The following is an 11624-nucleotide window of genomic DNA, read 5'->3' on the forward strand; positions in this document are numbered from 1 at the left end:
GTTGCTCCGCTGTACCTGCTCAATAGGTAGAATCAGGCGTAGATGATAGCTTTCATGAAATGAATACCCAGTCCTTGGAAACCTTCTGCTACTCCGTCATGATAACGCCGGGTTTGCGTGGCGTTGGTCAATCAATGACGCGGGCAGTGGGTAGTGTTTTCCGCTCTAGCTAGCCGGTAAAGCGTTAATTATCCTGCGATTTGACCGATGTTACCCCACCGCTTGTCGAGCAAGTAGCACCTGCCAGCAGTTGAATAGGAAAAACGGCACTCCATGAACGCAGTTGAAATTGAATCCGCCATTTCTGACTTGGCACAACAGCCCTTTGATCCGGCTGAGTTCCCTTATGCCTTTCTAGAAGCTTTTGGCAACAAGGCGACCACCATCAAGCGGTTGCGTTCGGGTACGTCTAATAAGTCGGACTTTTCTGGTGCCTGGGGCGGTGTATTACAGACCAACAATATCCATATTGCGGTGGCGGAGGCTGGTGCCGTTAACGAAACCCTAGCTGCGTTGAAGGCTAGCCCCGCGACTACGCGTGCCAAGGCGAAGTTCGTGCTTGCCACCGATGGTGAGATGCTAGAGGCCGAGGAGCTGGAAAGCGGCGAGACGGTTGCCTGCAAATATGAAGAATTTCCGGATCACTTCGGTTTCTTTTTGCCCCTGGCGGGTATCACCACTGTTAAACAGGTGCGTGAAAGCTCGTTTGATATTCGTGCCACCAGCCGCCTGAACCGGCTGTATGTGGAGCTACTGAAAGATAACCCAAGCTGGGGCACAGAAGAGCAGCGCCATGAAATGAACCACTTCATGGCTAGGCTGATCTTTTGTTTTTTTGCCGAAGATACGGACATCTTCGCCGGTAGCGGGCTGTTTACCGATACCGTGTCAGACATGAGCGCCAGAGACTCTGCCAATACCCATGAAGTGATTAGCGAAATCTTCCGCGCCATGAACACGCGGCAAGAAGCGCATGCTGCGGCAAATATCCCCCGCTGGGCGGGGAAGTTTCCCTATGTAAACGGCGGTCTGTTTTCCGGCAGTGTCGACGTACCGCGTTTCAGCAAAATTGCACGCTCTTATCTACTCCACATCGGCAGCCTGGACTGGACACAGATCAACCCTGATATTTTCGGCTCGATGATTCAGGCGGTGGCCGACGATGAAGAGCGCGGTGCATTGGGCATGCACTACACCAGCGTGCCGAACATTTTGAAAGTACTGAATCCACTGTTTCTGGATGACTTGCGCGAAAAGCTAGAGGAAGCAGGCGACAACGCCCGCAAGCTGCTAAATCTGCGCAACCGCATGGCCAAAATTCGCGTATTTGATCCCGCCTGCGGCTCGGGTAATTTCTTGGTCATCGCCTACAAGCAGATGCGTGAAATTGAAGCTGAAATAAACCAGCGTCGTAAAGAGCCAAACCGGCCAACCGATATACCGCTGACCAATTTCCGAGGCATTGAACTGCGAGATTTCTCAGCTGAGGTTGCTCGTCTAGCGTTGATTATTGCCGAGTACCAGTGTGACTTGCATTACCGCGGCAAGAAGCTGGCACTGGCCGAGTTTTTACCTCTCAGCTCCGATAATTGGATTACCTGCGGTAATGCCCTGCGCCTAGATTGGTTGAGCATTTGTCCTCCCACAGGCACGGCGGTAAAACACCATGCAGATGATCTGTTTGAGTCACCATTGGATCAGGCGCAGATCGACTTTGAGAATGAGGGCGGCGAAACATATATTTGTGGAAACCCGCCATATGCAGGAAAAGGTAAAAAGTCGGCGCAACAGATTTTCGATATGGAGAATATTTTTGGCCCGCGCGGAGTCAAGCATGGATATATTGATTATGTTGGATGCTGGTTTGTTAAAGCGGTTGACTATGGCAAGCACACTAACGCAGCTTGCGCATTTGTTTCGACAAATTCAATATGCCGCGGGCATCAGGTTCCATTGTTGTGGCCGCTGATCTTATCAAATCAGTATGAGATAGCTTTTGCTCATACCTCTTTCAAATGGAAAAACTTGGCTGCTCACAATGCAGGTGTGATAGTTGCGATCATAGGACTTTCGAGAGAGGCGAAGACTGCTCGAAAAATCTATTCGTCAACAGACGATAATGAGCTACTTGTCAAAGTTGTTCCGCTCATAAACCCCTATCTAGTTGGCGGCGACAATGTGCTCGTTAAAAAGAGTTCGAAACCCAGAAACGGCTTATCATGCATGGATTTGGGAAACATGCCTTATGACGGCGGCAATCTTTTGCTTTCTCGCGATGAGCTCTCTGATCTAAATCTGAATGAAGCTCGCCGCCATGAATTGGTGCGGAGAGTTTATGGGTCGAGGGAGTTTACAAATGGGTTAAGTAGATACTGCCTTTGGATTGAAGACAAAAATTTAACAGAGGCGTTGCTAGTACCTGGCATTAAACGCCGTGTGGATGCTGTTAAGAAAATGCGTTTGAGCAGTACCGATGCCGGAGGAAGAACAATGGCAACGCGGGCACATCAACTGAGAGAAATGCGTAGTGCCCGCGTTCACACAGTAGTTATGCCAAGAACATCGTCAGAATCGCGCCATTACTTGCCCGCTGGATTGATTGGATCAGATAGCACAGTTTCCAGTGAGGCATTCGCTATCTTTGATTCTCCACTTTGGCAACTTGCTATTTTGGTATCAAAGCTGCACTTATCTTGGATTGCAACAGTCTGTGGGCAGCTAAAAACTGATTTTCGCTACTCAAACGAGCTCGGCTGGAACACCTTCCCAGTCCCAACCCTGACCGAAAAAAACAAAATCGACCTGACCCGCTGTGCCGAAAATATCCTGTTGGCTCGTGAAACGCACTTTCCGGCCACCATTGCTGAACTCTACGACCCTGAAAAAATGCCCGACAATCTGCGTGAAGCCCATGAGCGCAATGATGAAGTGTTGGAGCGGATCTACATCGGGCGGCGCTTCAAGAACGATACGGAGCGCCTGGAAAAGCTGTTTGAGTTGTATACCAAGATGATCGCAGAGGATCCTAGTCAAGCGTCTACCAATAAGACAGCGCGGAGGAAGGCATGAGTGATCTCATTCTCTACACTACGGACGATGGGCGCACCCAACTGCACCTGCGTGTAGAAGGCGACAGTATCTGGCTAAGCCAGCTGGAAATTGCCGAGCTGTTCCAAACTACCAAGCAGAACGTCTCCCTGCACGCCAAAAATATCTTTGAAGATGGCGAGTTACGGCAGGATTCAGTTGTCAAGGAATCCTTGACAACTGCCGCAGACGGCAAGAACTACCGTACTAAGCTTTACAACCTCGACTTGATCCTGGCCATCGGCTATCGCGTCCGTTCGTTTCGTGGCGTGCAGTTCCGCCAGTGGGCCAGCACCCACCTGAAAGAGTTTCTGCTTAAGGGCTTCGTGATGGACGACGAGCGCCTTAAAAATCCAGGTGGATGGGATTTCTTCGATGAGCTTTTGGAGCGCATCCGTGACATACGCGCCTCGGAAAAGCGCTTCTACCAGAAAGTCCGCGATCTCTTTGCGCTTAGCTCCGATTATCAGGCTCGCGAGCGCGAGACGGCACAGTTTTTTGCCGAAGTGCAAAACAAGCTACTGTATGCGGCCACAAGCCACACTGCTGCTGAGCTGATCTTAAAACGCTCAGACCCAGCTATGCCCAATATGGCGTTGACTAACTGGAGTGGCTCACGGGTTCGCAAGCAGGATGTCATCGTGGCCAAAAACTACCTAACGGCTGACGAAATCGACACGCTGAACCGTTTGGTGGTGATCTTCCTCGAACAGGCAGAGCTCAGGGTCAAGAACCAGAAAGAACTTACACTGGATTTCTGGCGTAACAACGTCGATAAGATGCTGGCGTTTAATGACCAGCCCATCCTCGAAGGCGCAGGCTCGGTTAGCCGTGAAAACATGGAAAAGATTGCCCGTGAGCGTTATGAGGTGTTCGACCAGCAACGGCGTACGGCGGAAGCAAAAGCAGCCGATGCCGCTGACCTAAAAGAAATCGAACAGCTGGAACAAGACCTCAAATACAAGGGCAAGAAGCCCTGACAGGGATTGCATTATGACGAAGAGAGTACCTTCAGTTTCCGTTTCGTACGCTAGCAATGGCAGCTCTACTACGTCCAATGAACTGGGCATGCGGCCCATGCAAGAGCGTGCCTACGAACGCCGAGGCGAGCAATACCTGCTGATCAAATCTCCCCCTGCATCCGGCAAAAGCCGCGCGCTGATGTTTATTGCGCTGGATAAGCTGCACAACCAGGGGCTGAAACAGGCCATTATCGTGGTGCCGGAAAAATCTATCGGCTCTAGCTTTAACGACGAGCCGCTCAGTCATTACGGCTTCTGGGCTGATTGGCATGTAGAACCTAAATGGAACCTGTGCAACGCGCCGGGCACGGACAATGGCGGCAAGGTCAAATCGTTAGGTGCTTTCCTCGAAAGCAGCGACAAAGTGCTGGTGTGTACCCACGCCACGTTCCGCTTTGCGATTGATCAGTTTGGGTTAGCGGCCTTTGATGACCGATTAATCGCCGTAGATGAGTTCCACCACGTTTCAGCCAACCCGGATAACAAACTTGGTGCTCATTTGGGCGGCTTTATCCACCGCGATAAGGTCCACATCGTCGCGATGACCGGCTCCTACTTCCGAGGCGACACCGAAGCGGTGTTGGCTCCGCAGGATGAGTCGCGCTTTGATACGGTGACGTACACCTATTACGAGCAGCTTAACGGTTACGAGTACCTCAAGCAGCTCGATATCGGCTACTACTTTTATTCTGGCTCGTACGCTGATGACATCCTCAAGGTGCTTGATCCTGCTGAGAAGACCATACTCCATATTCCCAACGTCAACTCTCGCGAGAGCTCTAAAGATAAGGTGCGTGAGGTTGAACATATCATCGAAGCGTTGGGGGAGTGGCAGGGTGCTGACCCGACCACCGGTTTTCAACTGGTGAAAACGCCAGAAGGGCGGCTGCTTAAAATTGCCGATTTGGTAGATGATGATTCAACCAAGCGTGAGCGTGTATCGAGCGCATTGAAAGACCCTGCGCAGAAAAATAACCGTGATCATGTCGACATCATCATTGCCCTGGGTATGGCGAAAGAGGGCTTTGACTGGATTTGGTGTGAGCATGCGTTGACGGTGGGCTACCGTTCCAGCCTAACGGAGATTGTGCAAATCATTGGTCGCGCCACGCGCGATGCACCAGGCAAGACACGGGCACGCTTCACGAATTTGATCGCTGAGCCGGATGCGGCTGAACAGGCCGTCACCGAAGCCATTAACGATACTCTAAAAGCCATCGCTGCCAGCTTATTGATGGAGCAAGTGCTAGCACCACGCTTTGAGTTCAAGCCAAAGCACCCCACCAGCGGCCCGCAAGAAGGGTTCGACTACGGTGATGAAGGCTACAACCCCGGCAAATGCAACGTAGGCATTAACGAAGAAACCGGTAAATATCACATCGAAATCAAGGGGCTGGCAGAACCCAAAAGTGAAGAAGCGACTCGAATTTGCCAAGAAGACCTGAATGAAGTGATTACCGGCTTTGTGCAGGACAAGACCACCATTGAGCGTGGTTTGTTTGATGAAGAACTGGTGCCTGAAGAGCTCACCCAGGTACGCATGGGCAAGATCATCAAAGAGCGCTACCCCAATCTGGATGAGCAAGACCAAGAAGCCGTTCGCCAGCATGCCATCGCTGCGCTAAATCTCACCCAGCAGGCCAAGCAGCTGCTAGCGGGTAGTGAGGCTGTCGACATTGGTAGCAATGAGCCAAAGCCGAACACCGCGTTAATAGCAGGGGTGCGCAAGTTTGCCATGGACGTGCGGGAGCTCGATATTGATTTGATTGATCGCATCAACCCTTTCAGCGAGGCGTACGCGATTCTGGCCAAGAGCATGAGCGAAGACAGCTTGAAGCAAGTGGCTGCCGTTATCTCTGGCAAACGTACCAATCTGACGCCTGATGAAGCCAAAGAGCTGGCGATGAGAGCGGTCAAATTCAAGAAAGAGCGTGGGCGTTTGCCTTCTATCAGTTCCCAAGATGCCTGGGAGAAACGCATGGCCGAAGGCGCTTCTGCATTTGTACGCTTTAAAGATGAGGGGCGTTATGACTGATCTGGACGACTTGCGCGCCGAGCTAGATGAGTTAGCTCAACCCGAGAAAAAGAAAGGCCTTTCGGCACGTGAAGAGCGCATCATTGCTGGTTTTGAAGAGATTCAGCGCTTTGTTGAGCAGCATGGCCGTGCCCCGCAGCACGGTGAAGACAACGATATTTTTGAACGGCTCTATGCCGTTCGCCTTGATCGCATTCGTTCGCTTGAAGAGTGCCGAACCTTAGTGGAGCCCCTTGACCATCAAGGCTTGTTAGATGGCAACAGTACCAGCGATTTAGACGCAACAGATACGCTGGACGATGACGCCTTGCTGACTGAGCTTTCAGGTATTTCTGGGGCGTCTGAGCTGACTGAGCTAAAGCATGTGCGTTCAAGCGCCGAGAAACGTGCCGCTGAAGAGGTTGCCAACAGAGAGAAGTGCGACGACTTTGCGACCTACCAGCCGCTGTTTGAGCAAATAGAAAGCGAGCTAAAAAGTGGGCTAAGAACCACGCGTCGCTTCGGTAAGAACGCTACTATCGAGGTGGGGCAGTGGTTCATCGTGGATGGGCAAACAGCTTATGTGGCCGAGGAGGGGGAAGAGTTTGATTCACCCCAAGGCAAGAAAGATGCCCGCCTGCGAGTGATTTTCTCCAACGGCACGGAAAGCAATCTACTGCGCTTATCGTTGGTAAGAGCGCTCTACAAAGACGAGGCCAGCCGCCGTATTACCGAACCCGATGCCGGACCTTTGTTTGCTGAGCAACCGCCCACTGAAAACCGTTTCAGCGAAACCTGGGAAGACGATGACATAGAAAGCGGCACTATCTACGTGCTGCGTAGCCTGTCAGAACATCCGTTTGTGGCTGAGCACCGGGAGCTGATCCACAAAATCGGCGTAACCGGTGGCAAGGTCGAAGCGCGCATCGCCAATGCCGCTCATGATGCCACCTACTTATTAGCGGATGTTGAGGTGGTCGCCACCTACAAGCTGGCCGGTATCAACCGCCGCAAACTGGAAGCACTTTTTCACCGCATCTTCGCCCCCGCACAGCTTGAGCTGACTATTCAAGATCGCTTTGGCCACCCGGTCAAACCACGCGAGTGGTTTTTGGTGCCATTGCATGTGATTGATGAAGCGGTGGAGCGGATTCGGGATGGGTCGATTATGGGGAGGGTTTATGAGCCATCTTCAGCCAAGCTTTTATAGAAGGCTCACTGTGTAAGAAATGATTTGTACCATCCCCAGCCGATTTAGAAAGTTGATCTGCTACACTAGGACTGGGGCAGATTGTAAACATGTTGTATGCTTGGGTTTCGTGTAAGAAAGAATGTTCGTGGATTTTATTTTAGGGGTTTGGATAGTTTAGGGGAAAGAAGATTAAGATTTATTAAGGATCAAGAATAAGGAAAAGCGGTGTTTTTATTAACTAATGGATGAGTGAATTGTTATGTATAGGTCTTGAGAAGTAGTGTGTTGCCTTATGACAATTAAAAGCTTTTATTGGCGAGCTTTATACAGTTTCTGCCATGAGATTTGGCTTGATAAAGAGCCTTGTCGGCTAGAGAGTAAAGTTCGTCAAAAGAAGTTTGATGATAAAGAGCCGTTGCCAAGCCTAGGCTAACCGTTATGGATATTGGTACGCCGAGTTCATGCTGGGTCATAGATGCAATTCGTGAGCGTACTCGCTCTGTTACTTCTAATGCGCTATGTGTATCCGTATTAGGCATGAGAATGCAGAACTCTTCTCCACCTAAGCGCGCCACGATATCAGATCCACGTACTTCCCTCCGAAGAATGTCAGCACATCCCTTGAGTACTCTGTCTCCGATTGGATGTCCAAACTGGTCATTGATTCGCTTGAAGTAATCGAGGTCTAGCAACGCCATGCTTAATAATGATTTGCAATGGTTATTTTCTTTAAATAAATTCTCAGTAGTATTTAGCATATACCGACGGTTGTAGAGACCTGTTAATTCATCTGTCAAACTTAGCTTGATAACACGATTGTGTTGATGGTTGAGACGTATTAAAGAAAATATTAGACCTCCTGAAAGTAAAAGAGTAAAAAGGACTAAAATTGCAGTGCCTGCAGCAAGACGGTCTAATACAAGACGTTGTTTGGCGGCTTCTGAATGAAGTAGTTCACTTAAACTGCTGTATGCTTGTGCTAAGTCATTTTCAACGGCAAGTGCTTGTTGGATGAAATTATTAGGAGATGCGCCTGCTAAAATGTCTTCAAGAGATTGACGTAATATAGGCAGCTCTTCTTCTATGCGAAGCAACTGATCTAAAGGGACATGGTAATCAGTGGGTAGGAATTTAGCCTTTCTTAAGCCAAACTCAACGCCATGTATATGTTGTGGAATGCGCCAGAAAAGATTATCAAGGCGATCGATTAGTTGAGCGTCTTGTGGGCGTTCTGATAAATCATTTAAGGTAGTGTGCATAATAGCAGTATGTAGTTGTGGACGTATGACATCTGCCACCAGTGCCGTGTAATTAGATCCTAAATGTTGGCGTGCGTGATAAAGATAAAGGCCAGCAGTAATAGCAAAAAAACCAGCCAATAGTGTAAGGCCTAGCCATAAACGCCGCTGCAATTTTTGGTTATAATTTTTCATTATGGTTGAAGGTAGATGTCTTTAATAGACCATATCCATGTGGTCATGCTTTCCGTGCCTGCTCTAACGGCTTCAGAGTCTTCAGGAATAAGCAACATTGTAGGGCCAAATTCTTTACGAGTCAGGGGCTTATCATCAAATCTAGTCGCCAAGAAATAGCGTTTTCTTAAGCGATCTTCTGAAGTCAGAAAAATAGTATAGTCATCGTGCGCAATAAATCGCAGCGTTTCGACTTGTCCTATACCTTGAGCATTTAGGAAGTCTTCCAGCCATACACCTGCGAACCTCCCTTGTAAACCTTCGAAATGTTGTAGTGACAGTTCATAAAGTCGAGACTGCTCAATATCTAAGCGACTAATAGAGTTTCTGCCCTCTGGACCATGCAGAGTCAATATATGAGATGCATCTGTTGACGGTGTCAACGTGCTCAAGGTTATGTCAGCGGCTTGTGATATTCCTACAAAAGTATAAACTGCAAATATCATTGCCTTAATTGCATGGCGCATGAAGACTAGCATACTGATACCTATTTGAAAGGGTTAGCGTGCTATGGACTGCTGCAAGTGATATTTTACTGAAAGCATCATGCGTCAGAGGTGTGTGCTAAGTCAATTTTTTAGTAAGGTGCAAAAAGCAAACCAAAAACAAAAGTAGAGCGGCTACTGAAAGGATTCGTAGTCCGCCCGATACCCAAGAACTAGATGCCCAAGGCCTACCACCCCAGCTGTTGTGCAATAAGGTATACAGCGTAATTGCTGCTAACGGTAAAGCCGCCGCAATGCTGAGCGGACGAGTATAAGTTAACCATCCCAGCAAGCAGCAACCTGCCAGTAAACCTGTCAAGGCAGCATCGGTGACCATCAGGCCACTAAGCGGATAATTAATGCCTGCCAAACGTCCAACGAGCCCTGTGCCGCCCAAAAGGATAAACGTGAAAGCCGTCATCATTAGGCCAACGTCTATGGCAATATCCCGCACGCGATAAGGCGTTTTAGCACGGTTATGAGCGTCTACACTCGATCTCTGTCGGTGCATAAAAATTCCAATTAGCTCTTCGCGACATGATTTCGTCCGAGGTGTTTGGCTTTGTAAAGGGCACGGTCTGCTCGGGCCATCAGATTTTCTTTCGTATCTCCTGCTTGGTAGCCTGCAACCCCTATGCTGGCCGTGATAGGTACTGGTTGCCAAGAGTGCGCTTCAATAGCAAGCCGCAAGCGCTCTAGCGCATGGGAAGCCTCTTCAAGTGATGTTTCTGGCATGAGCAAGGCAAACTCTTCGCCGCCTATGCGGGCGGCAAGATCACTCCCACGCATCTGAGAGGAGAGCAGCAAGGCAAGCTGTTGTAATACTTCATCTCCTACGGCATGCCCATAGGTATCGTTGATAGGCTTGAAGTGGTCAATGTCTAAGATGGCGACACTAAATACATCGGAATGGCGGTTAATGGATGCACGTGCAAAGCGTTCTTCCAGAGCAAGCTCAAAGTGGCGACGGTTGGGCAAGTCTGTTAGTGGGTCACTTCTGGCTTCTTGACTTAGCTGCATCGTGAGTCGTTGAAGCTCTTGGTTATGAGATTCTAGTTTGACACGCATTGCCTCTAACTCGTTAATGACGAGCTTGTTTTCTTTTAAGGCATTCTGTGCCGCTTGCCGAGCCTCTAACAGTTCCTGTTCTAGCTGGTCTTTACGGACAATGGGCACCATGGCGAGTAATGTTAAGGGTGGGTCTGGTGCATCTAGACGGCGCGCACTACAAAGCACAGGGAACGCATTGCCATTCGTACCTTGTAGGTGAAGGTGTACTTCATCGACTACACCTATTGCGCTTAGGCGAAAGGCAAGTACCCCTTGGTATAGTAAGTGCGACTCAGTAGTAAACAGAGCACTAGCCGATTGATGGATCAGCCTTTTTCGCGAGCAGCCAAGCCAATCTACTAGCGTTTGGTTTATTTGTAATATAGTCCCACGCTCATCTAACACGACTAGACCTGAAGGGGCGAGTTGCCACCAGCGTTCAAAATCCATGGTCTTGATCGTCATCTATTGTTATTTCCCTTAAGCTGCAAAACGTGACTGAAGTACGCGAGCTAGGGTGTCTGGTGCTGTCATCTGGGGGTAGTGACCGCCTGCATCAAGGATGATTAACTCGCTTTCGGGCAGGTGTTTTTGTAGATACTGCGCGGCTTCAACAGGAACGATGGCATCACGCGCCGTTTGTATGATGAGACTCGGTACCGTGACTTGAGGTAGGTGGTGACGATTATCGCCCAGAAAAATACTTCTTGCGAGCGGACGCAATACGTCGGGTGACACATCAAGAAAGCGTTGCTGTAAGTTACGTTGGTTATCATCTGTAATCGCATCACCTAGCGCGACTTTGGAAATGGTCCCTGCCCAGTCAAGGTAATTCTGCTCCATTAGTTGCATTAAGCTATCAAGCTGATCGTAGGTATAACCACCGCGATAGTCAGGTGGATCATCCAAGTAGCGCGCCGAACTGCAAATCAGCCCCAGTCGGCTGAAAGCCTGAGGGCGTAAAATAGATGCGAGGAGTCCAATAGTACCGCCAATGGAGTGCCCCAGCATCATGGCGTTTTCCAGCTGCAATTCATCACATAGGGCGGCGATATCTTCAGCATGACCTGCGGGCGTGGTATGTCGTTGATCATCGTAAAGCTCAGGGTCGGCACCACCAAAGCCGGCCAGGTCGACAAAAACTAATCGATAATCATTTTCAAGTGAAGGTATAAGACGATGCCAGACCGTTTGGTCGCACCCAAAACCATGAATAAGTAGTAAGGGGGTGGTGCCATGTCCGAGTTCATTGACATTGTGTAAGCAGCGACGTGACATCATAAAAAAGGCCCATGTGTATTA

General features: G+C 49.5%; 8 protein-coding genes. 4 read left to right on the forward strand and 4 right to left on the reverse strand.

The features are described 5' to 3' along the window. Positions 1 to 273 precede the first annotated feature (273 nt). From FRH_RS09045 to FRH_RS09060, 4 genes are read left to right on the forward strand one after another with little or no spacing between them, the layout of a single operon-like run. Complete coding sequence (locus FRH_RS09045) at positions 274 to 3069, forward strand: DNA methyltransferase (RefSeq protein ID WP_281998113.1); 2796 nt, start codon at positions 274 to 276, stop codon at positions 3067 to 3069. Continuing rightward, positions 3066 to 4067, forward strand: a complete 1002-nt coding sequence (locus FRH_RS09050) for a virulence RhuM family protein (protein WP_281998114.1) — start codon at positions 3066 to 3068, stop codon at positions 4065 to 4067. Before FRH_RS09045 ends, FRH_RS09050 begins: the two co-directional genes overlap by 4 nt. Positions 4068 to 4080: 13 nt before the next feature. Beyond that, complete coding sequence (locus FRH_RS09055) at positions 4081 to 6144, forward strand: DEAD/DEAH box helicase family protein (protein WP_348773460.1); 2064 nt, start codon at positions 4081 to 4083, stop codon at positions 6142 to 6144. Beyond that, positions 6137 to 7333 (forward strand): GIY-YIG nuclease family protein, encoded by a 1197-nt coding sequence (locus tag FRH_RS09060; protein ID WP_281998116.1) that lies wholly within the window; start codon positions 6137 to 6139, stop codon positions 7331 to 7333. Before FRH_RS09055 ends, FRH_RS09060 begins: the two co-directional genes overlap by 8 nt. Positions 7334 to 7614: 281 nt before the next feature. Here FRH_RS09060 and FRH_RS09065 read toward each other — a convergent pair whose 3' ends face one another. The 4 genes from FRH_RS09065 to FRH_RS09080 form a co-directional block, all read right to left on the reverse strand. Then, positions 7615 to 8748, reverse strand: a complete 1134-nt coding sequence (locus tag FRH_RS09065; RefSeq protein ID WP_281998117.1) for a GGDEF domain-containing protein — start codon at positions 8746 to 8748, stop codon at positions 7615 to 7617. Continuing rightward, complete coding sequence (locus FRH_RS09070) at positions 8748 to 9254, reverse strand: hypothetical protein (RefSeq protein WP_281998118.1); 507 nt, start codon at positions 9252 to 9254, stop codon at positions 8748 to 8750. Before FRH_RS09070 ends, FRH_RS09065 begins: the two co-directional genes overlap by 1 nt. A 540-nt stretch (positions 9255 to 9794) precedes the next feature. Continuing rightward, positions 9795 to 10787, reverse strand: coding sequence for a sensor domain-containing diguanylate cyclase (locus FRH_RS09075; protein WP_281998119.1), 993 nt, complete (start codon positions 10785 to 10787; stop codon positions 9795 to 9797). 15 nt (positions 10788 to 10802) lie between these two features. Then, on the reverse strand, positions 10803 to 11603 hold the full coding sequence (locus FRH_RS09080; protein WP_281998120.1) for an alpha/beta hydrolase: 801 nt from the start codon (positions 11601 to 11603) through the stop codon (positions 10803 to 10805). Positions 11604 to 11624: the final 21 nt, after the last annotated feature.

It is taken from the genome of Halomonas sp. A020 (assembly GCF_027943625.1).
Lineage (GTDB): Bacteria > Pseudomonadota > Gammaproteobacteria > Pseudomonadales > Halomonadaceae > Vreelandella > Vreelandella piezotolerans.

Coding starts and splice junctions, on each gene's coding strand:
- FRH_RS09080 (WP_281998120.1), bottom strand. CDS start 11,603: ATGATGTCACGTCGCTGCTTACACAATGTCAATGAACTCGGACATGGC.
- FRH_RS09070 (WP_281998118.1), bottom strand. CDS start 9,254: ATGCGCCATGCAATTAAGGCAATGATATTTGCAGTTTATACTTTTGTA.
- FRH_RS09060 (WP_281998116.1), top strand. CDS start 6,137: ATGACTGATCTGGACGACTTGCGCGCCGAGCTAGATGAGTTAGCTCAA.
- FRH_RS09050 (WP_281998114.1), top strand. CDS start 3,066: ATGAGTGATCTCATTCTCTACACTACGGACGATGGGCGCACCCAACTG.
- FRH_RS09055 (WP_348773460.1), top strand. CDS start 4,081: ATGACGAAGAGAGTACCTTCAGTTTCCGTTTCGTACGCTAGCAATGGC.
- FRH_RS09075 (WP_281998119.1), bottom strand. CDS start 10,787: ATGACGATCAAGACCATGGATTTTGAACGCTGGTGGCAACTCGCCCCT.
- FRH_RS09045 (WP_281998113.1), top strand. CDS start 274: ATGAACGCAGTTGAAATTGAATCCGCCATTTCTGACTTGGCACAACAG.
- FRH_RS09065 (WP_281998117.1), bottom strand. CDS start 8,748: ATGAAAAATTATAACCAAAAATTGCAGCGGCGTTTATGGCTAGGCCTT.